At 56.0% G+C, this 24,723-nt stretch carries 18 protein-coding genes; 12 read left to right on the forward strand and 6 right to left on the reverse strand.

The features are described from left to right. Positions 1 to 9 precede the first annotated feature (9 nt). Positions 10 to 2,628: a DNA topoisomerase III gene (locus RGQ30_RS00235; RefSeq protein ID WP_130557203.1), complete on the reverse strand. Its 2,619-nt coding sequence runs from the start codon at positions 2,626 to 2,628 to the stop codon at positions 10 to 12. 121 nt (positions 2,629 to 2,749) lie between these two features. Next, a complete protein-coding gene (gene dprA / locus RGQ30_RS00240; protein ID WP_130557202.1) occupies positions 2,750 to 3,859 on the reverse strand; it encodes a DNA-processing protein DprA in 1,110 nt (369 codons plus the stop codon). 69 nt (positions 3,860 to 3,928) lie between these two features. Between dprA and def the strand changes: the two genes are divergently transcribed. The 10 genes from def to RGQ30_RS00290 all read left to right on the forward strand — a co-directional run bounded on the left by def (position 3,929) and on the right by RGQ30_RS00290 (position 14,095). Next, positions 3,929 to 4,438 carry a peptide deformylase gene (gene def, locus RGQ30_RS00245; protein WP_130557201.1) on the forward strand — a complete coding sequence of 170 codons (510 nt, stop codon included), beginning with the start codon at positions 3,929 to 3,931 and terminating at the stop codon, positions 4,436 to 4,438. 14 nt (positions 4,439 to 4,452) lie between these two features. Further along, positions 4,453 to 5,424: a methionyl-tRNA formyltransferase gene (gene fmt, locus RGQ30_RS00250; protein ID WP_298218327.1), complete on the forward strand. Its 972-nt coding sequence runs from the start codon at positions 4,453 to 4,455 to the stop codon at positions 5,422 to 5,424. A 95-nt stretch (positions 5,425 to 5,519) separates the two neighbouring features. Then, a complete protein-coding gene (gene rsmB, locus RGQ30_RS00255) occupies positions 5,520 to 6,884 on the forward strand; it encodes a 16S rRNA (cytosine(967)-C(5))-methyltransferase RsmB (RefSeq protein WP_338284594.1) in 1,365 nt (454 codons plus the stop codon). A gap of 9 nt (positions 6,885 to 6,893) precedes the next feature. Then, positions 6,894 to 7,511, forward strand: coding sequence for a DUF4390 domain-containing protein (locus tag RGQ30_RS00260; protein ID WP_130557199.1), 618 nt, complete (start codon positions 6,894 to 6,896; stop codon positions 7,509 to 7,511). After that, positions 7,508 to 9,781 carry an ATP-binding protein gene (locus RGQ30_RS00265; RefSeq protein WP_130557198.1) on the forward strand — a complete coding sequence of 758 codons (2,274 nt, stop codon included), beginning with the start codon at positions 7,508 to 7,510 and terminating at the stop codon, positions 9,779 to 9,781. The genes RGQ30_RS00260 and RGQ30_RS00265 overlap by 4 nt, the downstream gene beginning before the upstream one ends. 18 nt (positions 9,782 to 9,799) lie before the next feature. Continuing rightward, positions 9,800 to 10,510, forward strand: coding sequence for a response regulator (locus RGQ30_RS00270; protein WP_130557197.1), 711 nt, complete (start codon positions 9,800 to 9,802; stop codon positions 10,508 to 10,510). Further along, positions 10,507 to 11,883, forward strand: a complete 1,377-nt coding sequence (gene trkA, locus RGQ30_RS00275) for a Trk system potassium transporter TrkA (RefSeq protein ID WP_130557196.1) — start codon at positions 10,507 to 10,509, stop codon at positions 11,881 to 11,883. The genes RGQ30_RS00270 and trkA overlap by 4 nt, the downstream gene beginning before the upstream one ends. A gap of 15 nt (positions 11,884 to 11,898) precedes the next feature. After that, positions 11,899 to 13,359 (forward strand): TrkH family potassium uptake protein, encoded by a 1,461-nt coding sequence (locus tag RGQ30_RS00280; protein ID WP_130557195.1) that lies wholly within the window; start codon positions 11,899 to 11,901, stop codon positions 13,357 to 13,359. Then, positions 13,356 to 13,763, forward strand: a complete 408-nt coding sequence (locus RGQ30_RS00285; protein ID WP_130557194.1) for a GTP-binding protein — start codon at positions 13,356 to 13,358, stop codon at positions 13,761 to 13,763. The genes RGQ30_RS00280 and RGQ30_RS00285 overlap by 4 nt, the downstream gene beginning before the upstream one ends. Positions 13,764 to 13,846: 83 nt before the next feature. Continuing rightward, positions 13,847 to 14,095 carry a BTH_I0359 family protein gene (locus RGQ30_RS00290; protein WP_130557193.1) on the forward strand — a complete coding sequence of 83 codons (249 nt, stop codon included), beginning with the start codon at positions 13,847 to 13,849 and terminating at the stop codon, positions 14,093 to 14,095. A 420-nt stretch (positions 14,096 to 14,515) separates the two neighbouring features. Here the strand turns inward: RGQ30_RS00290 and RGQ30_RS00295 are convergent, their stop codons facing one another. The 3 genes from RGQ30_RS00295 to edd all read right to left on the reverse strand — a co-directional run bounded on the left by RGQ30_RS00295 (position 14,516) and on the right by edd (position 19,074). Continuing rightward, positions 14,516 to 15,925 (reverse strand): MFS transporter, encoded by a 1,410-nt coding sequence (locus RGQ30_RS00295; protein ID WP_338284596.1) that lies wholly within the window; start codon positions 15,923 to 15,925, stop codon positions 14,516 to 14,518. Between the two features lie 637 nt (positions 15,926 to 16,562). Continuing rightward, a complete protein-coding gene (locus RGQ30_RS00300; RefSeq protein ID WP_130557191.1) occupies positions 16,563 to 17,267 on the reverse strand; it encodes a bifunctional 4-hydroxy-2-oxoglutarate aldolase/2-dehydro-3-deoxy-phosphogluconate aldolase in 705 nt (234 codons plus the stop codon). A gap of 13 nt (positions 17,268 to 17,280) precedes the next feature. Further along, positions 17,281 to 19,074 (reverse strand): phosphogluconate dehydratase, encoded by a 1,794-nt coding sequence (edd, locus tag RGQ30_RS00305; protein ID WP_130557190.1) that lies wholly within the window; start codon positions 19,072 to 19,074, stop codon positions 17,281 to 17,283. A gap of 94 nt (positions 19,075 to 19,168) precedes the next feature. On the opposite strand from edd, the gene zwf reads away from it, so the two are divergent. Beyond that, a complete protein-coding gene (zwf, locus tag RGQ30_RS00310) occupies positions 19,169 to 20,635 on the forward strand; it encodes a glucose-6-phosphate dehydrogenase (protein ID WP_130557189.1) in 1,467 nt (488 codons plus the stop codon). Then, positions 20,632 to 23,379, forward strand: a complete 2,748-nt coding sequence (ppc, locus tag RGQ30_RS00315) for a phosphoenolpyruvate carboxylase (RefSeq protein WP_130557188.1) — start codon at positions 20,632 to 20,634, stop codon at positions 23,377 to 23,379. The genes zwf and ppc overlap by 4 nt, the downstream gene beginning before the upstream one ends. A 76-nt stretch (positions 23,380 to 23,455) precedes the next feature. Here the strand turns inward: ppc and RGQ30_RS00320 are convergent, their stop codons facing one another. Beyond that, positions 23,456 to 24,673 carry a cation:proton antiporter gene (locus RGQ30_RS00320; RefSeq protein WP_130558007.1) on the reverse strand — a complete coding sequence of 406 codons (1,218 nt, stop codon included), beginning with the start codon at positions 24,671 to 24,673 and terminating at the stop codon, positions 23,456 to 23,458. Positions 24,674 to 24,723 lie beyond the last annotated feature (50 nt).

Below are 24,723 nucleotides of genomic sequence, written 5' to 3' on the forward strand. Positions count from 1 at the left end.
GACAGGCAATTAAGACGTTTCTTTAGCGGCCTTCACTGCTTTGGGCTTTGCTGTGGCCTTGGGTTTGGCGGTGGCTTTTGCAGCGGCTGGTTTGGCCGTTGCTGGCTTGGCAACTGCAGCTGTTTTGCCCTTGGCTGCTGCAGCCGGCTTTTTCTCGGCCTTGGCCTCAAATTCAAAACCAATTGCGCCGTCGGGTTTCTTCACCAGAAACGCCTTGAATGCCCGCCGGGTTTTTGAGGACACAAAGCGCGTCAGCAAATCGGTTTTGCCGTCGAGCAACAATTTTTCCATTTGCTCGCGCTCAATGGGTTGCTGCAAAATCACTTTGCCTGAACGGAAATCGCAGTTTTTGGTGGGTCCGACCGACTTTTCGCACACATAGCTGGTGGCTTGCTCGTACACATTCGAGGCGCATTTCGGGCAGGGGCCCAAACGGGTTTCGCCTGAAAAATCGACTGGCTCGCCGTTGTCATCGTCCTTGGCCTGGCCAAAGTCAAATTCAAGTTTGTGCTCGGCAGTCAGCTTAAGCACTGCTGCAAAGGGGCGGCCCATCTTGCTGCGGAAACCGTCCAGCATCGGCAGTTCACGGTCTTGAAGCAGCTTTTCCACTTCTTCAACTTCAAACTGGCGCCCGCCAGGCACCTTGGAAATCGAGAATTCGCATTTCGTGCAGGCAAAGCGGCGGTAATTTTCCTTGACTATACTGCCGCAATTCGGGCAGGGAGTGACCAGGGTAGCGTAGTCACCGGGAATGGTTTCCTCGGTGTAGTTCTTGGCGCGGTCCACGATGTTCTGGGTGATCTTGGCGATCTCCTCCATGAACTGCTCGCGCGACAACTCTCCCTTCTCCATCCGGGAAAGTTTGTATTCCCACTCGCCGGTCAATTCCGGCATGGTCAGTTCTTCCACGTCCAGGCCGCGCAGCAGGGTCAGCAGCTGGAAGGCCTTGGCGGTGGGCACCAGTGCGCGTTCTTCACGCACCAGGTACTTCTCGTTGATCAGGCCTTCAATGGTGGCCGCACGCGTGGCTGGTGTGCCCAGGCCTTTGGTGCCCATGGCGTCGCGCAGTTCTTCTTCTTCCACCAACTTGCCTGCACCTTCCATGGCGGAAAGCAGCGTGGCTTCACTGTAGCGTGCAGGTGGTTTGGTGTGCAGCGTGTGCACGTCAATTTCATCGGTGCTGACTTTTTCACCTTCTTCAACAGCCACCAGACTGTCGTCCCCCGCTGCAGCCGCCGCACGGCCATAAATGGCCAGCCAGCCTGGCTTGACCAGCACCTTGCCCTCGGTTTTGAAGGGGTGGCCTTCCACCGTGGTAATGCGGGTGGTGACGTTGAATTCTGCGGGCGGGAAAAACACGGCAAGGAAACGTTTCACCACCAGGTCATACAACTTGGCTTCAGGTTCGCTCAGGTTTTTCGGCACCTGCAGGGTCGGAATGATCGCAAAGTGGTCTGAAATCTTGCTGTTGTCGAACACCCGTTTGTTGGGTTTTACCCAGTTGTTCTTGAGAATTTGCTCACAGAATGGCCCATAGGCACCGGCAATGTGGCCCGTATCCAGGCCCACAAAGCTTTTCAGGGTCTGGTTGACCGTGGGCATGTAGTCTTCAGGCAGGGCCTTGGAGTCGGTACGTGGGTAAGTCAGCACCTTGTGCTTTTCATACAGCGCCTGGGCCAGGCCCAAGGTGTTTTTGGCTGAAAAGCCGAAGCGGCTGTTGGCTTCGCGTTGCAGGCTGGTCAAATCGAACAGCTGCGGTGCAATCTGGGTGGTGGGCTTGCTTTCTTCTTCCACGGTGCCGGGCTTGCCGTCACAGGCGGCCACGATGGCTTTGGCCTTGGCCTCATCCCACATGCGGTCCGCACGCTGCTCAGGGTCTTCGGCCTTCTTGAAATTGCGGTCGAACCATTTGCCCTCGTAGGCACCTGCTTGTGCACCAAAGCTGGCGCGCACTTCAAAATAGGTGCGGGAAACAAACTTGCGGATTTTTTCTTCACGTTCCACCACGATGGCCAACGTGGGGGTTTGTACTCGCCCCACGGTGGTCAGGTAAAAGCCGCCTTCCTTGCTGTTGAATGCAGTCATGGCGCGCGTACCGTTGATGCCCACCAACCAGTCGGCCTCCGAACGGCAACGGGCCGCATCGGCCAGCGGCATCATGTCCGCATCGCTTCGCAGGCTGGAGAAGGCCTGGCGAATGGCAGCGGGTGTCATGGACTGCAGCCACAGGCGTTCAACCGGCTTGCTGGACTTGGCGTATTGCGCAATCAGCCGGAAAATCAGTTCACCTTCACGGCCCGCGTCACAGGCGTTGATCAAGCCGACCACGTCCTTGCGCTTGATCAGCTTGTTCAGCACTTTCAGGCGCGATTCTGTTTTGGCAATCGGGTTCAGGTCAAAGTGCGTGGGCAATACCGGCAGGTTGGCGAAACTCCATTTGCCGCGCTTGACTTCAAATTCTTCGGGCGCCTTGATTTCCACCAAATGGCCTACGGCCGAGGAAAGCACGTAATCGTCGCTTTCGAAATAATCGTCGTGCTTGGTGAAACCCCCTAGCGAGCGCGCAATGTCGGCCGCAACAGAAGGTTTTTCCGCGATGATCAGTTTTTTGGGGTTTTCGCTACTCAATTAGTCCAACTCGTCAGTGTGTGTAATTTCAAGGCCTTGTGCGCCGAAGTGTAAGTGTCAGCCCTTCAACAAATCAAGGCTTTCCACACAATCTTCTCGGTCTGGGTGAAACCAGCCGTGTCTAAAATACACCATTTGAGCGTACCCAGCGGTTTCCGGCCTCCCCCAGCGTCAATCCAAGCAGTTCCAGTTCAACCAGCGCAGCCACAGTGTCTTCAGTGCTGAAACCCAATTGCCCGGCCAATGCGTCTACATGAACAGGTTCATGGCCCAGGCTGTCCAAAACGGCTTTCAGGCTGGTGTCCAGCCCCGCGTGGGGCGTGGGGGCCCGTTCAAATTCATCATCGCAGTGTGTGTGCTCTTCTTGCAACAGGGAAGGGTTGAATGGGGTTTTGTACTCGGGCAGTGTAGCGGCAGCCTCATCCAGCAACTCTTGGGCGGTTTCAACCAGCAAGGCCCCTTTTTTGATCATGGCATGGCAACCCTTGCTCTGGCTGCTGTGAATGGAACCCGGAATGGCGCCGACCGGGCGACCCAGTTCACTGGCCACCCGTGCGGTAATCAGTGAACCCGAGCGCAGGGCTGCCTCAACCACCAGCAAACCATCAGACAGGCCTGCAATAATGCGGTTGCGGCGGGGGAAAAACCCGGGTTGGGGGGCTGTGCCGGGCGGGTACTCCGACAGCACCAGGCCTCCTTCCTGAATGATTCTGGCCTTAAGACCTGCATGGTGCTTCGGGTAAATTTCATCGGGTCCACAACCCAGCACGGCAATGGTGTTGCCTCGGGCTTCCAGTGCACCTGTATGCGCTGCGCCATCAATGCCTTCAGCCAAACCGCTGATCACCGTCCATCCACGGCGGGTAAATTCCCTTGCAAACCCGTGCGCCGTGCCCAAACCCGTGCGGCTTGCATTGCGGCTGCCCACCATGGCAATGCCCGGGGTGTTCAGTAACGTGGCATTGCCTTCGCCAAACAAAATCAAGGGCGGGTCTTTGAGCGCCAGCAGGGCTGCAGGGTAGTTCGCATGACCCAGTGCCACCCAGAATCGCTTGTTGCTTTGCAGCAACCAGTCGTGCGCGACAAGGTGCCAAAGGCGAACAGCATCGCAGGGAGCAGGTAAACTGCGGTTGTGGCTTTTTTGAGCCAGTTCATAACGTTCGCGGGCTTTGAGACCCGTGTTGTAGGCCAGGTTCATGCCCTGTAGCAGGTCGTGCATCGGTTTACTCATGGAATTCGCGAACTATTTTTGTCACAGAAGGGTTATCCTTTTGCACATGACAGTTAAGGTTTAGAGATCATGGCTTTACTTCCAATTTTGCGTTATCCGGATCCGCGCTTGAAAACGGTTGCTACCCCTGTCACCCAGTTTGATGACGCGCTTGTCAAGCTGACCCAAGACATGGCAGAGACGATGTACGATGCCCCCGGCGTTGGCCTTGCTGCTACGCAGGTGAATGTGCACAAGCGGGTCATCGTGATTGACGTGACCGAAGACAACACCGGCTTGACCGTGTTCATCAACCCGGAAATTGTCGGCGCCAGCGCTGAAAGCAAGGTGTACGAGGAAGGCTGCCTTTCCGTACCCGGCATTTATGAGAAAGTGGAACGCCCCGACACCGTGAAGGTGCGTGCCCAAAACGTGAAAGGCGAGTGGTTCGAGATCGATTGCGATGAACTGCTGGCGGTGTGCATTCAGCATGAAATTGACCATTTGAATGGCAAGGTGTTTGTTGAATACCTGTCACAGCTCAAGCAAACCCGCATCAAAACCAAAATGAAGAAGCAAGACAAGCTTCAAACCGCTTGATTGCCTACTCCTCCATGAATCGAACCCTGAAAGTGGGTTTTGCCGGCACGCCCGAGTTTGCCCGGGTGGCGCTGGAAAAACTCATTGCCGCTGGCTACCCCGTACACTTGGTGCTGACTCAACCTGATCGCCCGGCAGGCCGGGGAATGAAGCTTCAGGCCTCGCCTGTCAAGCAGCTGGCACTTGAACACGAATTGCCCGTGTTGCAGCCGGTCAGTCTGAAAAAGGGTGACGAAGCGGTGCAGGCGCTGGATGCCCTGAAAACAGCTGTGCATGGGCAGGCGCTGGACGTGCTGGTGGTGGCCGCTTACGGGCTGATCTTGCCGCAAGTGGTGCTGGATGCACCACGGCTGGGTTGTCTGAATATTCATGGCAGCCTGTTGCCGCGCTGGCGGGGTGCTGCGCCCATCCAGCGTTGTATCGAGGCGGGCGACACTGAAACCGGCGTGTGCATCATGCAGATGGAAGCCGGGCTGGACACCGGACCTGTGCGTTTGCACCGTGCCTTGCCGATTGAACTGACCGACACCGCCGCCACGCTGCACGACAAGCTGGCTGTGTTGGGTGGCGACCTGCTGGTTGAGGCACTGGACGCTTTGCAAGATGAAACCCTGCCCTTGGTGCCACAGCCCGTGGTGGGCGTCACCTACGCTGAGAAAATCACGAAAGCAGAAGGCAATATCGACTGGAAGCGCAGTGCAGTTGAACTTCAGCGTACACTGCGAGCCTTCGATCCGTTTCCCGGTGCCAATACCCTGTTCAATGGCGAACCCCTGAAGTGTTTCGACCCGCAGACTGTTGCCATCGCCGGCTTGATGGGTACCGTGGGACAAGTTTTGGCCGTGGGCCCTGCAGGCTTTGAAGTGCAGTGTGGTCAAGGCGTTTTGCGGATTCGTACCGCGCAAAAAGCGGGTGCCAAACGACAGGCTGCGCACCAGGTGGCGCAAGCGCTGGGTCTGAATGCCGGAAGCCAGCTGGGTGCCTGAATAGAATAAAGCGATAAAGACAAGCGAATACAAGTCGATGGCAGGCAAAACGCCTGCCATTCCTGATTACCGACCACTCTCCAGAAATTGTTCAAATGATGAATACGAAGCCGCCAAAGCTGGCTGAAGCAAGCCTTGCCTTTGCACTGTTGAAAGCAGCAGCCGTTCTAACCCGTGTATTGCGTGAGGGTCGTTCACTTGATCAGGCCATTGCCCAGGAAACCAAGGGTGTGAAAACTCCCCAGGCATTGGGTGCCATTCAGGACCTGGCCTATTTCGGCATGCGCCACCTGGGTCAGGGCCAGGTTCTTACCCGCCTGATCAGCGGAAAGCCCTTGTTGAGCCCGGAACCCTTGAATGAGTTGATGGCCCTTGGTTTCGGTTTGTTGTGGGAAGGCAAGAACCCGAAGTACCCTGCGCACACGGTGGTGGATCAGATGGTGTATGCCTGCACCGGCAGCGAACAGTTTGCGCGCGCAAAAGGCCTGGCCAACGCTTGCCTGCGAAACTTTCTACGTGATGCAAACACCTGGCGAACCAAGGCGCTTGAAGACCCACTGGCCCAGCACAACTTGCCAGTGTGGTGGGTAGAACAACTCAAGGCGGGTCACCCTGAACAATGGCAAACGGTGCTTGCACAAGCCCAAAGCCATCCACCCCTGGTGGTGCGTGTCAACAGCCGTTGCATGACGGCCCAGGCCTATTCGGACCAATTGAATGCCGCTGGCATGGCCGCATCGGTGATCGGTCCACAGGCCGTGTGGATTGAAAAACCGGTGCCCGTGTCGTCCCTGCCCGGCTTCGAGCTTGGGCACGTGTCGGTACAGGACAGCGCCGCCCAAATGGCTGCACCTTTGCTGAACCCCCAGAATGGTCAGCGAATTCTGGATGCTTGCGCTGCGCCAGGTGGAAAGACAGGCCATTTGCTGGAACTGGCAGACATTGACCTGGTGGCACTCGATTCAAGCCCGCACCGACTGGACCGCGTTGAAGACAACATTCGCCGCATTGCCCCCACCTTGACTGGGCAATGGAACCTGAAGCTGAAGGTGGCTCAGGCCGAGCAACTGGAGAGCTGGTGGGACGGTGTGCCCTTCGACGGCATTCTGGCGGACGTGCCTTGCACTGGTTCAGGTGTGGTGCGCCGTCACCCGGATATCCCATGGTTGCGCAGACCGGACGATGTGGCCAAGTTGTCGCGCTTACAACACAAATTACTGAATGCCTTGTGGTCTACGCTAAAGCCGGGCGGTACACTTTTGCTGGTGACGTGTTCCATCTTTCCTGAAGAGGGCCCCCAGTTGGCAGCAGCTTTCCAAGACAACCATCCCGATGCGGTGGCCCATGCGGCGCCCGGTTTGGTATTGCCAACCAGTTCAACGGGCAGCGACAACGCTGGATTCGAAGCGTCACCCGATGGCTTTTTCTACGCCAAGTTCGAAAAATCTCCCATCAGTTGAGGGTGTGCCTTGAAACCTAGCCAGGCTCGCCCTTTGTATTGGTCCCGCATGCTGCAGGCCCTTTTGGGCTTGATTCTGTTGGGCAACCTTGTGCTGGCTTTCGCGCAGCAGGATTCTGTGACCAAGGTCACCGCGGTGAAGCTGGAGCCAACCCGGCCACCTGCAGAAGCGGGCTGGAGCCTGGCTGCGGAATTCAACATCCAGTTGGGTCACAAGCTTCGGGAGGCTGTGGACCGTGGCTTGCCCTTGCAGTTCGCAGTCGATTTTGAGCTGACTCGCCCGCGCTGGTATTGGGTGGATGAACAAGTCATCAGCACCACCTACCCTTACAATTTGTCGTACAACGCCCTCACCCGCACCTACCGCCTGATCACCCCGTCCAGTACCTACAATGCGCCAACGCTTGAGGATGTGATGCAGCATATGGTGAAAATCAAGGATTGGTCGGTCATACCACGTGACCGTATTGCCATTGGCGAGCCCTATGTGGCCCACGTGCGTTTTCGCTTGCTGTTGACGGAATTGCCCAAGCCTTTCCAGATCAGCGCCTTGGTGAACAGCGAATGGGATTTGTCATCCGAATGGCTGACCTTTGAGTTCACCCCTCGGCGCGAGGCGCTCAAATGAACCCGTGGCTTGAGAACACGCGCTGGCTGCGATACACGCTGTTGATCATGGGTGGTTTGGGCGGTGTGTTTCTGTTCCTGCTTGCTTCCGCGTCGTCGAACACCGATTTTTTTGAAAGCAATTATCCTTTGCTCATTACGCTGAACGGTGTGATTGCAGCAGGCCTTTTTGCCATTCTGGTGTTGCTTGTTGTTCGCATGGTACGGCGTTACCGCGCAGGTGTATTCGGTTCCCGCCTGATGTTGCGCATGTCGGTTTCATTTGCACTGATGGGCCTGATTCCCGGTTTTGTGTTGTATCTCGTCTCGGTGCAGTTTCTTGCAAAAAGTATCGACAGCTGGTTTGACGTGCGGGTGGACGGCGCGTTGGAGTCGGGTTTGAACTTGGGGCAAACCGCACTGGACAGCCTGATCAATGAACTCAGTTTGAAAGGCCAGTCGATCTCGATTGAGCTTTCTCGCGCTACACCAAGCGAGCAACTGCTGGAATTGCCGCGCCTGCGCGATGCGGCCAATGTGCAAGAACTCACTCTGCTGACCGAAACAGGCCAGATCCTTGGCAGCTCCGGTGGCGCGCTTGACAGCTTGCTGCCCAGTTTGCCCACCCAAGTCATGTTGCGTCAGGCCCTAATGACTCGACCTTTCCAGCAAATTGAGCCCGATCCGGATGACCCCGAAGAAAGGCTGTACATGCGAGTGGTGGTGCCGATTGCGCCTCCCTTGACCAGCTTTGATCTGGGTCAGAGGTATGTGCAAATCATGCACCCGGTGCCCACCACCCTTTCCCAACGGGCCAATGCCGTACAAAGCGTGTACCGGGACTACCAGGAATTGCAGTTGTCGCGTTCCGGTTTGCGCAAGATTTATGGCATCACCTTGACGCTTGCGCTGTTGCTGACCGTGTTTGTATCGGTGGCCGCCGCATTCTGGTTGTCGTCACGCTTGTCTTCGCCCCTGTTGTGGTTGGCGGAAGGCACCAAGGCCTTGGCCAGTGGCGACTTCAAAACCATGCAGCCAGTCAATGCCGATGACGAGTTGCGCGAGCTGGTCGATTCCTTCAACACCATGACCCGGCAGTTGTCGGAAGCGCAGCGGCGTTTGCAGGCCAACCAGAACCAGCTGGCTGCCAACAACGACTTCCTGCAAAGCTTGCTCACCAGTCTGTCGGCCGGGGTCCTGGTGCTGGACCACAAGCTACGCCTGAAAATGTACAACGATGGCGCCCTGCGGATTTTCGACCGGTCACTGGCCGAGAACCAGGGCCACACGCTGGATGAAATGCCCGGTCTCGAAGGCTTTGCAATGGCGGTGCGCGCAAGCGTGGCAGACCACCAGGGCACTGAGGGTGAGGACAGCGGGATCTGGCAAAAGCAGCTTGAAATTCCCCGCGCGTTTGATTCCCAAAGTTCAAAGTCCATCCTGGTCAGGGGTTCTCGCCTGCCTGGCGAAAAGGCGGGCTATGTGCTGGTGTGCGATGACATCACTGCGCTGATTTCCGCCCAGCGCACGGCGGCCTGGGGTGAAGTGGCCCGCCGCCTTGCCCATGAAATCAAGAATCCGCTAACGCCCATCCAGTTGTCTGCAGAGCGCCTGCAAATGAAACTGGCCGACAAGCTGCAGGAACCTGAATCGGGCATTTTGCAGCGGGCCACGCGGACTATCGTGAATCAAGTGGAGTCACTGAAGCGGTTGGTGAACGACTTCCGTGATTACGCACGCTTGCCGCCCGCCGACCTGAAACCGCTGGACCTGAACGACTTGGTGGTGGATGTATTGGCGCTGTACGATGTGCATGTGGGCATGGAAGAACAACTGGACACGCGCTTCATTCCGAAATTGACTGAAAATTTGCCGCTGGTGGCGGGAGATTCGTCGCAGTTGCGCCAAGTGATCCACAATTTGTTGCAAAATGCATTAGACGCTTGTGCGGATTGCGATCAACCTCGTGTGGAGTTGAGAACCGAGGGCTTGAAATCGCCGGAAGGTGATCAAGACCAACTGGTCGGTGTGAAATTGGTGGTAGCCGACAATGGCCCCGGGTTTAATCCGGACTTGTTGGCCAAGGCCTTCGAGCCGTACATTACCACCAAGACCAAGGGTACCGGTTTGGGTTTGGCCATCGTGAGAAAAATCGCCGACGAACACAAAGCGCGAATTGCCATACGCAACAGGGTAGATGCACAAGGACGAGTGGTTGGTGCGGCGGTGGAACTGACCTTCCCTGTCTTGCAAAACACGTTGAACAATGCCGAACATAGTCAGGCCGCATAACAAAGGAACTCTCTAACCATGGCGACCATTCTCGTTGTTGATGACGAAATTGGAATTCGGGAATTGCTGTCTGAAATTCTAGGTGACGAAGGACACGCGGTGCTGCTTGCAGAAAATGCAAGCCAGGCCAGAACTTTGCGTGAGCAGGAGCAGCTTGACCTGGTACTGCTCGACATTTGGATGCCTGACACCGATGGCGTGACCCTTCTGAAAGAATGGTCCGTGAAGGGCCTTTTGACCATGCCCGTCATCATGATGAGTGGTCACGCCACAATCGACACGGCCGTGGAGGCCACACGCATTGGCGCACTGGATTTTCTTGAGAAACCCATTTCACTGCAAAAACTGCTAGGTGCTGTTGAAAAGGGCCTGGCTCGCGGAAAAATGGTGCAGTCTGCGCGCGCTTTGATGCAGGCCCAACCCAAAACCGGCACCGCGCAAGGCTTGGGCGCAACGACCTCCGGGGCTCCGGCCAGCGGGGTATCCACACCAGACACCAGCCCCTTGGGTCTTGCCCTGGCTGAATTGTCCACGCTCGACTTGGACGCCCAGTTGCGCGATGCCCGCGATTCCTTCGAACGTATTTACTTTGAGTACCATTTGCGCCTTGAAAATGGCAGCATGACCCGCCTGGCCGAGCGCACGGGCATTGAACGTACCCACTTGTATCGCAAGCTCAAACAACTCGGCGTGGAAGTGGGTCGCACCGCGCGCAAAAACATCGCATGAAAATCATTATTGTTGGTGCTGGGCGCGTGGGCGCAAGCCTCGCGGAAAGCCTGGTGTCTGAACACAATGACATCACCTTGATTGACCCGGACCCGGCAGTGCTGGCTGATTTGCAGGATCGTTTCGATCTGCGCACCATTGCAGGCAACGGTGCCATTCCCCGTGTGTTGAAACAGGCTGGTGCCGAAGACGCAGACATGCTGGTGGCCGTAACCCGCAACGACGAAACCAACCTGGTGGCTTGCCGCATGGCGGCGTTGATGTTCAATGTGCCCCGCCGCATCGCGCGGGTGCGATCACCTGAAATGCTTGAACAAGGTAATTTGCATGGTGATGAAGGCTTCAATGTAGACCACGTGATTTGCCCCGAGCAAAGCGTGACCGACCACATTGAACGGCTGATTGAATTTCCCGATGCCTTGCAGGTCCTTGATTTTGCCGATGGCAAGGTGACACTGGTTTCCGTGCGTGCCTACGCCGGCGGGCCATTGGTGTCGCATCCGATTGAAGACATACGCAAGCACCTTCCCAAGGTTGATGTGCGCATTGTGGCCCTGTTTCGCGAAAACCAGCCAGTGGCCGTCGAAGGCTACACCACCATTCAGCCTGGGGACGAGGTGTTTTGCCTGTCTGCCACAGAGCATGTGCGAACTGTGATGGCTGAGCTTCGGCGCATGTCCAAGCCAGTGACCAAGGTGATGATTGCAGGTGGCGGGAATATTGGGTTGAGGCTTGCCAAAAGCCTGGAAGAAAACTACCAGGTGAAGGTGATTGATGCAGACCGCAAGCGTTGCGAAGACCTGGCCAGCCAACTGGGTTCGCGCACGCTGGTGTTGTATGGCGATGCCACCGATGAAGACTTGCTGGCCGAAGAAAATGTACAGGATGTGGACACCTTCATCGCACTGACCAACGATGACGAGAACAACATCATGTCCTCACTTCTGGCCAAGCGCATGGGCGCACGCCGGGTCATCGCGCTGATTCAGCGCAAGGTGTATGCCGAGCTGGTGCAGGGTGGGCAAATTGACATTGCGCTGGCGCCTTCAAATGCCACGTTGAGCGAGTTGCTCAAGCACATTCGCCGTGGTGATGTAGTGGCGGTGCACCGGCTTCGCCGCGGCGTGGCTGAGGCCATTGAAACCATTGCCCATGGCGATTCCAAGTCGTCAAAAGTCGTGGGGCGTAGTATCGAAAAGATCGACATGCCCAAAGGTGCGGTGATTGGTGCCATTGTGCGCGGTGACCAGGTCATCATGGCGCACCACGACACGGTCATTGAAGCAGAAGACCACATCATCACTTTTGTTGAAAACCGCAAACTGGTGCCGCAGGTAGAAAAGTTGTTTCAGGTTGGTGTGGGGTTCATCTAAAGTGGCGCACCCGCGATGAGAAGCTCAATTTTTCCGGTTGTCACCGTTCTGGGCTTTGCTACGGCGCTGTTCTCCGTGTCTTTCCTCGTTCCGCTGGCCTATGCTTTTGCAACGAACGAGCCTACAGTGGACTCGTTTGCAACCGGATTCCTGATCACATTTTTCGTGGGTCTTGCTGCGCATTTTTTAACCCGGCGGTTCAAGCGGGAATTGCAGCCACGTGACGGATTCTTGCTGGTGTCTGCTGTGTGGTCGCTGATTCCGGCCTTTTCCACCATTCCCCTGGTTCTGTTTTTTGATGACCTTAGTTTCACGGACGCCTACTTCGAGACCGTATCCGGCTTGACAACCACCGGCGCCACCGTGTTGACCGGTTTGGACACCATGCCAGCCAGTATCAATATATGGCGCCACTTGTTGTCTTGGATTGGTGGCATGGGCATCCTCGTGCTGGCGGTGGCCATTTTGCCCCTGTTGGGTGTGGGCGGTTCACAGGTATTCAAGGCCGAAACACCAGGCCCCATGAAAGACAGCAAACTGACCCCCCGAATCACTGAAACAGCAAAGTCGCTTTACCTGGTTTATGTCGCACTGTCTTTGGCCTGTGCGGTCAGTTACAAACTGGCGGGCATGACCTGGCTGGATGCGTTCATGCATTCGGGAACCACCATGTCGCTTTCCGGGTTTTCTTCCCACGACGCCAGTTTTGCCTACTTTGATTCACCAGCCATTGAAATGGTGTCGGTCGCCTTCATGTTGATTTCAGGCGTCAACTTTGCAATTCATTTTCTGGCCTGGCGTGGCAAGTCATTTCGTCCCTATGTGATGTGTCCGGAGACCAAGTGGTTTTTGGTGTTGATGTTGGTGTCGGTGCTGTTGATTGCAACTTTCCTTTTGGCGCACCAGCAGTACACGACATTCAGTGAGGCCTTCCGTTTTAGTCTGTTCAATGTGGTGTCGGTGGCAACTACCACTGGTTTCGCCAATACCGATTTTGGCCAGTGGCCTATTTTTGCGCCCCTGTTCATGTTGTTCCTCAGCGTATTTGCCTCTGCGGCCGGTTCAACCGGCGGTGGCATCAAAATGCTGCGTGCGGTCATCCTGTTTCAACATGCGGTGGGCGAATTGTCGCGAACCCTCCACCCGCGAGCGGTTAACCCGGTTCGCATTCGCGACACCGTGGTAAGTTCCCAGGTCATTTCCGGCGTGCTGGCGTTTATGATGATGTATGGGATGAGCATCATCACCATCACCATGATTCAAATGTTCACTGGCCTTGAACCGATTGCTGCATTGACTGGCACGATTGCCATGATTAACTGCACCGGGCCAGGGCTGGGTGTGCTGGGCCCTGCGTCCAATTACTCAAGTCTTGGAGATTTTCAGACGTGGGTGTATTCCTTTGCCATGCTGTTGGGACGACTGGAAATGTTCACCATTCTCGTGTTGTTCACCCCCGCTTTCTGGCGCAAATGAAAACCCGTGTCTTTCTGGTTTCTGGGCGCAATCCGGAACATCGGGCGCAGCGGATTGAACAATTGCTGACTGAGCAGGATGGCCATGGAAAAATCACCCTGATGGGGAGCACCGAGTTTTTTTCAATTGCCTCTGTGCAGGCCCAGGCCGATTTGTTCCGGCTGGACGAAGCGCGCAAAGCCCAAGGCATTCATGTGTTGCGGCTCAGCCCCGGTTGTTTGTGTTGTTCCTCTAAATTGGTGCTATCAACCCACCTAGCTCGTACCTTAAGATTGAATCAACCCGATGTATTGTTACTTGAACTGGAAAGCCAAAGTCATCCCGAACAAGTGATAAAGTTGCTGAAAGAGCCTCAATGGACTGATTGGTTTGCCGATATAACTCTCGTGGAGGTTGTTGCTTAAGGGGTTTGACGCCACGCGCGTGGCCTTGAAATTGCTATAGAGATCACCATATTCAACCTGAAAGTATTATTTGGAGGTTTGCGATGTTAATGATGATTGATAGCCCCTTTTACTGCGTGGTGGATTTGGTCATGAGCGAGGGGCAACCCAGCCTTGGCATTGAAATCGTGGACAAGAACAATCAGCGCGAACTCTTTTTGCAGGGTGATGCGGCTGAACGATTCCGCGAAGAGGTGAAATACCTGGCCGCCCAGGAACCTGATATTGATGACATCGAAGCCTTTATTGAAGGTTACAAACCCTGGATGCAACATCCGGTTACGTTGCATTAACTAAGCCCTGTCTTGAGCGACCGAGGGCTACTTCAGCATCTCGGCGCTCCATCCTCTATACTCTCTTCTGTAAAGCTGCATTGTCCCCCTGACGCGCTTTGCCACTTCCCTACCTGCTTGCAACAACGGCGTTGCTTGACTCATTGAACTGTTTTGACTTTTGCGCTGAGCCCGCAGTGTCCCATCTGACCGAAAACTTGGCTTCTCGACTTTGCATGTTGAGTCGTACTAAGCCAAGCCCTCCAAAAAAGAAGGTCGGGTCTTGGCTTTTGCTGTCGCGACCGTTTGAACTCAACATACAAAGTCGGCAAGTTTTCTGATTGGTCAGCCGCGACAATTTCGACGTTCAGCTCAACGTCCTCGGCCCGAAGCTTCCGCACGCCAAGGATCGTGCATCGTGTGTGGCGCGGTGTTCACTGGTCACGCAAACCGTGGTTTAGCGTGCGTTTCACGGCTTAGCAGCAAGGTCAGTGTGGAGCTTGCAATCCACACGGCCAGCACCAGCATGCACACTGTCATGCCCGCTTTTGAATACGCACCGGTGATGTTTTCCGCGGTGGCGTAGTAGTCCAGAATGGCACCCAGCAGCGGTTGCTGCACCAGTGGGCCAACCATCACACCCAAGTTGACGATGCCTACCGCTGTAGCACCCAGGTGGTGCGGAACCGATTCCTTTACATACCCAAAACTGAGCACCATGGACCCGCCACCAAATGCGGAAATCCACAGCAGCACAGACACGGCAAGTGCGGGCAATTCGGGCTGCAGGCCCAGCACAAGAAAGCCGCTGATTGAGCAAGCAGCCCCAAGCAAATAAGGCAGTTTTCGTTGCTTGAGTTTGTCGGACAGTGCACCGAAAAACAGGCTGCCCGCGGCAAAGGCGACCAGCATGCCGGTAACGATGAGGGAAGCTTCTTTCACGGACAGGCCGTGCCAGGTGGTGAGGTAGGGCACGCCCCACAAGCCGGTGAATGTCAGGATGGCACCGCACACCCCGCTGGGAATCCAGAAAATCAGCCACACCGCTGGAAAACGAAGGGTGTGCCCCAGCGCGGTGAGCAGCGGCAATTGAACTTCTGTATCGGGCCGCTTGGCCACGTGGTTTTTGTAGCCGCGCTGCGTGGGCATGTCGCGAACATAAATCCAGATCAGTACACCCAGTAACAGCGCGACAATGCCACTGCCTGCCATTACGATTCGCCAGCCAAAGAGTTCCGAAAGCGCGCGCAATGGAACCCCGGCCAGCACGGCACCCATGGTACCCACAGCCAGGCTAACGCCCGACATGCTTGCAAAACGACTCGGCGAGAACCATTGCGCCACCAGCATCAGCATTGACACCCAGGCCACAGCCACTGAACCACCCACAAGGCCGCGACCCACCGCAGCCCAGCCAAGGGTTGGCGCAAAACCAAACATCAGTGCACCCAAGCCACCTAGAATGCAGCCCACGGTCAAAATTTTGCGTGGCCCGATTCGATCCACCAACAAGCCGACCGGAATTTGCATGGCCGCATAAAAGTAGAAGTAAAACGCGGACAAGTTGCCCAAGGCTGCGCGGCTGAGGTCAAACGTGGCGCTGAGTTCTTCGGTCAATACACCCGGGGTGACACGCTGAAAAAAACCAAACAGGTAAAACGCGGCGGCCAGGCCCCAGATTATGAAAGACATCCGCAATGGGGGCGGGCTATGAAGGGTGGAGGACATGGTGTTGTTCTTGTGAATGTTGGGTGAAAGTGTGGCATGCGAGGTGAGTGAATGCCACTTGGGTGTAACCCGAGTTTGGTTAACTCGCCTGCTGGTTAAATGCCCATTCAGCGCGAATTTCAATCGCTCGCCTGAAAACCTGTAGATCCCTTTTTGAAATTCACATTGACTCAACACACTCGACAAAAAGGACGGTCGAGTGTGTTGTCGGCTTGCAGCCGAACGCTGCATGTTAATTCAAACGGGCAGGTTTTCTTGAATGGCGAAGCTATTGGAACCTCGCTGCTGAATGGGCTGAAACTTGGTGGCGACTGATTCGCGATTGATCGTGTTTGCGCCAACGCAGGCAATCAATCCACCGCGTCTTGGTGCGTATCGGCGTTGACTAAGCCACTAGCGCTGAAGCGCACTGCATTTCCAAGGGCCTTTGTACAGTGGTCGCCACGCCGCTGCATTTTCGCGCAAGAACCGGCTGCTTCAAGGTCTTCCCGGCAGTGCGCTTGCCTGTTCCGCACATCCAGGAAAACCGCCCCGTTTGAAACAAGGCTTCAATGCTCGCCAGAAGGTGAAACCGAGGGCGACACATCAACCCGACCGTCTGTTTTGTCGGGTTGACGTGAATGCAAAGCCTTGTTTCAAAAAGGGATGAGCGGTTTTCTGTGCGGGATCGGGCAAGGCACGCCGGGGAGGCCTAAACAGAAGCCTGGTTCAAATGGGGATCGGGCAAGACACGGCTAGTCAGGGCAAACTGCATTCAGGGTCATACCAACACGGTTCCATTCCATGCCGCCACAGCCTGCTCCGCGCGTTGTTGAACCACTTTGGCTACATCGGTAACATTGTCCAGCCCTGCGGTCAGCCAAGTGCCACCCACCGCTTGCACCGCCTTGATTTCACGCCACTGCGGCAGGTTTTCAAGTGTCACACCACCTGTGGGTACCACAAGTGCTGCTGCCAGTGGTGCAGTGATGCCCGCCAGCGCTTTGGGTCCACCTGCTGCCATGGCAGGGAAAAACTTCAGCAACTCGAAGCCCAGCTCAAGCCCGCGCATCATTTCCGATGCTGTGGCCACACCCGGCACCCAGGCATACCCCTTTTCTAACGCATGGTCAGCCAGTGTTTCAGTGAGCCCGGGTGAAATGAACAGCGTGGCGCCTTGGTCGGCACTTTGATCAAATTGCTCAGCCGTCAACACAGTGCCTGCGGACAGGCGCATTTCGGGAAAGCGCTTTGCAATGTCGCCCATGGCTTGCATGGCGGTTGGCGTGCGCAGGGTAATTTCAATTTGCGTGATGCCTCCAGCGCAAAGGCCTTCGGCAATTTCAAGGCCCTGCTTCACGCTGGAAATCACCACGACTGGCAGAACGCCTTGGCGAAGCCAGTTTCGGGTTCGTTCAATTCGATCAGCGTCCTGCTCAGTGTCTTGTTCGGTGCCGGGCTCACTGTGGTTTGAAGAATTTTGCATGGGGTTGCTCCTGTTACTCGGCAAACAAATTGCTGGCACCTTCTTCGGCGCTGCTCACGGTGTTGCGCCACACCTGGAAATAGCCACGCCCGTGGCTTACGGCCTGGGGTGGCGTGGGCATGGGCTCGCGTTCATCCAGGTTGGCCGTGGTGTGCAGCAGGCCTTCGTCGGCGTCCACGCGGACCATGTCGCCATCGCGCAGGCGGGAAATGGGGCCACCAGCTTTGGCTTCCGGGCAAATGTGAATCGCTGACAACACTTTGCCGGAAGCACCGCTCATCCGCCCGTCGGTCACCAAGGCCACGGGCAAGCCTTGATCTTGCAGAACGCCCAGTAGGGGGGTGAGCTTGTGCAGTTCCGGCATGCCATTGGCGCGGGGTCCTTGGTGGGCAACCACCACCACCACGGGTTGGGTCAACTCGCCCCGATCGAAAGCATCAATGACCTGTTGCTGGTCGGTGAACACGCGGCAAGGCGCTTCCACCAGGCGGTGTTCGTGTTTAACGGCTGAAACCTTGCACACGCCCCGCCCCAGATTGCCTTGCATCAGGCGAATACCGCCATCCAGCTCGAAAGGGTCATCGTGGGGCCGCAATATTTCCCTGTTGCGCGTCGCTTCCGGTTTGCGGGTTGAAAATGTTTCTGCGTTGGGTAGCACTTCAGCAACGGTGTCGGCCAGGCTGGTGCCCCACAGGGTGGGGGCTTCACCGTCTACAAGGCCACCGTTAATCAGGGTGGCGAGCAGCCCCGCGGTGCCGCCTGCGGCGTGAAAGGCATTCACGTCTTCAGACCCATTGGGGTACACGCGGGTCAGTAGTGGTGTCACGCTGGAAATGACTTCGAGGTCGCTCCAGTTGATCAGGTAGCCAGCGGCTCGGGCCACGCTGATCCAGTGAATGGTGTGGTTGGTCGATCCACCCGAGGCCATCAAGCCTACCAAGGCATTCATCAGGCAACGCGAGTCCACCAGCGTACCTAGCCTCAGCGCCGGGTTGCGTGTAGCACTTTCAATCGCGCGCACGCTTTCTGCAATCAGTGCCTGGCGTTGCGGGCTGGTGGGCAGGTTGAACGCGCCACCGGGAAACTGCAAACCCATGAAGTCGAGCATCAACTGGTTGGAGTTGGCGGTGCCGTAAAAGGTGCAGGTGCCAGCGCTGTGGTAGGCCTTTTCTTCAGATTGCAGTAAGACTTCGCGGGTAGCTTTGCCCTGTGCAGCCAGTTGGCGTGTTTTTGCTTTCTCGGAATTGGACAAACCTGTTTCCATGGGCCCGGCCGGGATGAACACAAAAGGCAGGTGACCAAAGCCCAATGCACCGATCAGCAGGCCGGGTGCGATTTTGTCGCACACGCCCAGCAGAATGGCACCATCGAACACGTCATGGGACAAACCCACACAAGCTGAGAGGGCAATCACATCGCGCGAGAACAGGGACAGTTCCATGCCCTCGCGGCCTTGGGTCACGCCGTCGCACATGGCGGGCGTGCCACCTGCCACTTGCGTGGTGGCGCCCAATGCACGTGCATGTAGCGCAATTTTTTCGGGGTAGTCCACGAAAGGTTGATGGGCAGACAGCATGTCGTTGTAAGCCGTCACAATGCCGATGTGGGGTGATTTGTGTAATGAAATGACACGCTTGGTGCTGCTGGGGTAAATGGCCGTGGTGTGGGCCAGATTGGCACAACCCACTGCAGTGCGGTTTTGCGGACCTTGTGGCAAGCTGTTCAAATAGGCTGTGCGGCTTGCTTTGGAGCGTTGTTCGATTTGCTCGCGAAGCGCCAGCAACGTAGAGTGAAGTGTCGTAGTCATCGCACAGACCTTGATAAGATGGCTTGTAGAGGTGAAGTGTTTGTAACATAATTACAAAAAACAAGCAATTAATGTAACTGACCTGGATGCCAACATGACCGACAATTCTCCCCTGCCCGTAGGCTCGTTCACATTTGTGTTGCACGGTGCGGGTGGCGATCTGGCCAAACGCAAAATCATTCCTGCGCTGGCCCATTTGGCCAAATCCGGTTACTTCGCTGCTGAATCAAAAATCATCTTTGCACAGCGGGAAGCCTTGAGTCCAGCAGAGGCCTTGGCCCAGGTAGATGCTTTCCTGCAGGCGGCGGGCGATGAAGCCGCTCGTCAGTCCATTTCCGCCCTGCTGCCTTTTTTGCAAACCCTGCAGGTGGTACTGGGCACGGCACAATCGTGCGTGGCCATGGCCAGTGCAGTCGCAAATTGCCCGGAACCGGTGGTGCATTACGCGGCCCTGCCTTCTTCCCGCTTTATTGACCTGATCAATTGCATACCCACAGTGCGTGACCCTGCCCGCTTGCGCCTGGTATTGGAAAAGCCGTTGGGCTTCAATGCCAAAGAATCGGCTCTGATTGAGGAAGCTGTGGCGGCCAAGCTGGATGAATCGCAGGTGTATCGAATTGACCATTATTTGGGCAAGCAGGCGGTGCAAAACCTGTTGGCCTTGCGTTTGGGTAACCGTATTTTCGAACCCCTGTTGACCCGCGAACATGTGGCCCATGTGCAAATCACCGTGGCCGAAGACCTGGGTGTCGAAAACCGCGCCGGTTTTTACGAACATGCCGGTGCACTGCGTGACATGGTGCAAAGCCACATGTTGCAGTTGTTGGCCACTGTGGCCATGGAGCCGCCCGTATCCCTGGAAGCAAATTCGCTGCGCGATGAAAAACTGAAAGTGTTGCGTTCACTGAAAGTGCCGCAGGTCAGCGGTATTCCCGAAATTGTGGTGGGCCAGTATTGCGAAGGCTATGTGAAAGGCCAGCCTGTGCCCAAGTACCGTGATGAAAAAGGTGTGGCGGCCAATTCAACCACTGAAACTTATGTGTCGTTTCGCACCGAGGTGCAAACCTGGCGCTGGGCCGGTGTGCCCTTTCTGATTCGAACGGGCAAGCGCATGCCGCGCCGTTTTGCAGAAATCGTGATCCAGTTTCGCGATGTGCCCAAGCCCTTGTTTGAACCGGTGGGCGGGCAATGGGTGGGCAACCAGTTGGTGATTCACCTCCAACCCGAAGACAAACTGGAATTGAAGTTGCTCGCGAAAACACCCGGTGAACGCGAACGCTTGAAGCCAGTGTCACTCGATCTGGATTTTTTCAACACCTGGCGCATTCCGGTGCGCGATGCTTATGAGCGCCTGATTACCGACATTCTGCGTGGCCGCTTGGGCCTGTTTTTGCGTCGGGATGAAGTACAAACCCAATGGCAATTTGTCGATCGAATTTTGAATGATCTGAAAAGCCATGGCATGGAGCCTGTGCCCTACACCAGCGGCACGTATGGCCCCTCATCGGCCACAGCCATGGCCATGCGGGCAGGCGCAATTTGGTCGGAGGACGGACTGTGAACATCGAAGACAAAGACCAGCAACTGCGCGACGACATTCGCCTGCTGGGTGCCCTGCTGGGTGAAATCATTGCCGAGCAACAGGGCCAGCCCGTGTTTGCAGCCATTGAGGAAGTGCGGCAGTTGTCAGTGCAGTACCGCCGCTTTGATGACAAGGCAGCCCGTGCGCAGCTGGAGGCACGGCTGGAAGCCTTGTCGCAAGACGAAACCATTTCCTTGATTCGCTCGTTCTCGATTTTTTCTATGTTGAGCAACATTGCGGAAGACTGCCACTTGATTCGCCGCAACCGACAGCATGAACTGGCTGGTATGCCAGCCCGTGAAGCCAGCCTGGATTACACCATTCCCGAATTGAACCGGGTGGGCGTGAACCGTGACAACTTGTTGGCGCGTTTGAAGCAAACCGAATCGGTGCCGGTGTTGACTGCGCACCCGACGGAGGTGCAACGCAAAAGCGTGCTGGACGCACAACAAAGCATTATTGCCCTGATCCGCCAACGCGATGAAATTCAGCTGACCAAGGAAGAAGCACAAGCCTGGCGCGATGAATTGAAGGCCGCCGTGCAACGCCTGTTCCTGACCCGTCTGCTGCGCAGAAACAAGCTGAGCGTGATTGATGAAGTGAACAACGCCCTGGCCTATTTCGATTCCACTTTTTTTGCTCAGGTGCCGCAGGTGTACCGCAAGCTGCAAAGCCTGCTGAACCTGCCCAGCACCGACAATTTCTTACCCGTTGAGGAAGACCCACTGGGCAAGGTGCTGACCGTGGGCTCGTGGATTGGTGGCGACCGCGATGGGAACCCATTTGTGACTGCACAGGTTTTGGATACCACCCTTAAAATTCAAAGCAGCAAAGCGCTTGTTCATTACCTTGAAGAAATGAATTGCCTGATCCGCGAATTCAGCGTGACCGACTATTTCCTGAAGCCCAACCCACCGCTGACTGCACTGGCCAACACCTCGGGTGAAGACTCTGCCCACCGCTTGGATGAAACCCTGCGCCGCGCTTGCGTGGCCATTCAAAAGCGGCTGGAGGCAACCTTGCAACAGGCGCAGCAGGGCGAATGCGTAGTACAAGCCTATGCCAGCCCGGCGGACTTGCTGCTTGATTTGAACACCTTGTTCAGTGCCTTGAGCGAGAACGGCATGCAGCGCATTGCCGAGGGCCGTTTGGCCTTGTTGGCCCGCAAAGTGAAAGTGTTCGGGTTTTCGCTCATGGCACTGGACCTGCGGCAAAACAGCGATGTGTTTGAAGATGTAGTGGCCGACCTGTTCAAACAGGCTAGCCTGGGCTGTACCGATTACCTGGCGTGCACTGAAGCTGAACGTGTTGAGTTGTTGTGCAATGAATTGCGCACACCCCGTTTGTTGTTCAGCAATTCGCTGCACTACAGCGAACGCACGCATTCTGAAATGGCGATTTTTCGCAAAGCCAAGCTGGCCCACGACATGCTGGGTGCCGCCGCCATTCAAAACTGCATCATTTCCAAAACAGCGTCGGTCAGTGACCTGCTTGAACTGGCTGTGTTGTTGAAAGAATCGCATTTGCTGAATGTCGCCACCCGCGAATTGGCGGTGAATGTGGTGCCGCTGTTTGAAACCATTGAAGACCTGCAGGCCGCACCCGCCATCATGGACCAGTTGTTTGGCATCGCCGAGTATCGGGCCTTGGTGGCCTCGCGCAGCGATGTGCAGGAAGTGATGTTGGGTTATTCAGACAGCAACAAGGATGGTGGTTTTGTCACATCCGGCTGGAGTCTGTACCAAGCAGAAATCGGCTTGGTGGACGTGTTTGCAAAGCATGGCGTGAACATTCGCCTGTTCCATGGCCGAGGCGGGTCAGTTGGGCGTGGCGGTGGTTCCAGTTACCACGCCATTCTGGGCCAGCCTCCCGGTGCGGTGGATGGGCGAATTCGCCTGACCGAGCAGGGCGAAGTGATTGCCGCCAAGTACGGCATTGAGTCGCTGGGCCGGCGCAACCTGGAAGTGCTGGTGTCGGCCAACCTGATGGTTTCCGAGCACACGGAGCTGACGCGTGACGTGCCCGGCCACTACCTGGATTTGATGGCGAAGTTGTCGGATTTGGCCTTCAGTGCTTATCGTGAGTTGGTGTACAACACGGATGGATTTCTGGAGTATTTCAAGCAGTCTACAGTGATTTCCGAAATTGCCAGTTTGAATATTGGCAGCCGCCCTGCTTCACGCAAGGCCGACTGGACGATTGAAGACCTGCGGGCCATTCCCTGGGTGTTCAGTTGGGCGCAAAGCCGGGTGATGTTGCCCGGTTGGTACGGCTTTGGCACGGCGGTGGCCACACTGCGCGACACGCTTGCTCTGGGTGAGCGGGCGGAGCTTCAGGCGATGGCAAAGACATGGCCTTTCTTCAACACCATGCTGTCCACCTTGAACATGGTGCTGGCCAAGGCCGACATGGCGATTGCTTCGCGTTATGCTGCGCTGGTGGAAGACGTTGCCTTGCGTGAAAAGGTGTTTGGGCAGATTGCAGCCGAGCACGCGCGCGCTGTGGACGGTTTGTTGTGGTTGACGGGGCAAAATGAATTGCTGGCCGACAACCCCCTGCTCAAGCGGTCTATTGAAGCGCGCTTTCCTTATGTGGACCCACTGAACCATGTGCAGGTTGAACTGCTGCGCAGGCACCGGCAAGGCGAGCTGGACGAGCGCGTGGCCCGGGGTGTGCACCTGTCGATCAATGGCATTGCAACAGGGTTGAGAAACAGCGGGTGATCTATGCAGTGGTGATTGCAGTGGGGATCACCCCGCGCCAGAGAGGTTGCCTGGCTGGGGCAGTAGGCAGAAATATTTACCTGCTTTCCTGCCTGTACTCTTCCAGCTTGTTGCCCCGATAAATCTGCTTGAAGAAAATCGGGGTCAGGAAGGTGGTCACAATGCCCATCAATACCAATGTGGAGAACATGGTGGGCCCAATGAAACCATTCTGGTAGGCGATGCCCGCGACCACCAGTTCCATGACGCCACGGCCGTTCAACACAGCACCCAAGCCCATGGCCTCCCGGTGTTCCATGCCCACCATCAAGCCGCCCAGCCACCCGGCAAACAGCTTGGTGACAATGGATACAACGATGACGATCAATGGGAACTCCCAATCGCTGAGGCTGACCAGTTGCAGTTCAAGGCCAAGGTAGGCAAAGAAGATCGGACCCAGAAAGCCATTGGTGACTGAACCAAGGGTGCTTTGCAGATCCTTGTAGCGCGAGGCAATGAAGTGCTTCTTGTCCAGAAACAGCGCACCAAAAAATGCGCCAATCACGAAGTGGAAACCCAGCGCTTCACTGATGGTGCCAAATATCAGCACAAACACAATCACGATGCCAAACAGCGCTTCAGGACCAAACACGCGAATCATGGCCTCCGGCAGGGCCTGAACGTTGACGTTGCGTTTTTCAAGCCAGTTCAGCAGCTGGTTCAAGCACAACACCACAAGCCCCATTGCAATCAGCTTCAGCGTGGCAATACCCACGGCTGAGCTCGCGTCTCCCAGGGTCAATGTTTCAGGCAGGTTCAGCACAATGCCCAGAATGAACAGGGCTGCCACGTCGTTGACCACTGCAGTGGCTAATGAAAATTTGGCAATGGGTGTGTGAAGAATACCCAAGCTGTCCATCAACTTCACAGCGACCGGCAGTGCGGTGATGGAAATGCACAGGCCCAGAAAAATCATTCGCATGATGTCTTGCTCGAATGCGGCAGCCACCAGCACGCCGCCCCCGAACGGAATGAAAAAGCTGATGGCTGCCAGCAGTAGGCCACGGCCTTTCATCGCACCAAAGATGTCGGAGAAGCGCATTTCAAGGCCAGCATTTAGAATGATCAGGAATACGGCCAGTTCAGTAACCCCAGCCAATGCTTTGTTGGGCTCGATCAAACCCAGAAGGGCTGGGCCCAGCAACACGCCAGCCAGAATTTCACCGATCAGTTCGGGCTGGTTGTAGCGCGCAAACAGCCGCCCGAACAAACGGGCCACCACGATAAGCAATAGAAGGCTGGAAAGCAGAGACATAGGAGAATTCATAAAAGGCTGGCGATTGAGTTTACCACCGGCAAGTCTAG

Source organism: Limnobacter thiooxidans (assembly GCF_036323495.1).
GTDB classification, from domain to species: domain Bacteria; phylum Pseudomonadota; class Gammaproteobacteria; order Burkholderiales; family Burkholderiaceae_B; genus Limnobacter; species Limnobacter thiooxidans.

Coding starts and splice junctions, on each gene's coding strand:
- trkA (WP_130557196.1), top strand. CDS start 10,507: ATGAAAATCATTATTGTTGGTGCTGGGCGCGTGGGCGCAAGCCTCGCG.
- RGQ30_RS00290 (WP_130557193.1), top strand. CDS start 13,847: ATGTTAATGATGATTGATAGCCCCTTTTACTGCGTGGTGGATTTGGTC.
- rsmB (WP_338284594.1), top strand. CDS start 5,520: ATGATGAATACGAAGCCGCCAAAGCTGGCTGAAGCAAGCCTTGCCTTT.
- edd (WP_130557190.1), bottom strand. CDS start 19,074: ATGACTACGACACTTCACTCTACGTTGCTGGCGCTTCGCGAGCAAATC.
- RGQ30_RS00270 (WP_130557197.1), top strand. CDS start 9,800: ATGGCGACCATTCTCGTTGTTGATGACGAAATTGGAATTCGGGAATTG.
- def (WP_130557201.1), top strand. CDS start 3,929: ATGGCTTTACTTCCAATTTTGCGTTATCCGGATCCGCGCTTGAAAACG.
- zwf (WP_130557189.1), top strand. CDS start 19,169: ATGACCGACAATTCTCCCCTGCCCGTAGGCTCGTTCACATTTGTGTTG.
- RGQ30_RS00265 (WP_130557198.1), top strand. CDS start 7,508: ATGAACCCGTGGCTTGAGAACACGCGCTGGCTGCGATACACGCTGTTG.
- RGQ30_RS00285 (WP_130557194.1), top strand. CDS start 13,356: ATGAAAACCCGTGTCTTTCTGGTTTCTGGGCGCAATCCGGAACATCGG.
- RGQ30_RS00320 (WP_130558007.1), bottom strand. CDS start 24,673: ATGTCTCTGCTTTCCAGCCTTCTATTGCTTATCGTGGTGGCCCGTTTG.
- fmt (WP_298218327.1), top strand. CDS start 4,453: ATGAATCGAACCCTGAAAGTGGGTTTTGCCGGCACGCCCGAGTTTGCC.
- dprA (WP_130557202.1), bottom strand. CDS start 3,859: ATGAGTAAACCGATGCACGACCTGCTACAGGGCATGAACCTGGCCTAC.
- RGQ30_RS00300 (WP_130557191.1), bottom strand. CDS start 17,267: ATGCAAAATTCTTCAAACCACAGTGAGCCCGGCACCGAACAAGACACT.
- RGQ30_RS00280 (WP_130557195.1), top strand. CDS start 11,899: ATGAGAAGCTCAATTTTTCCGGTTGTCACCGTTCTGGGCTTTGCTACG.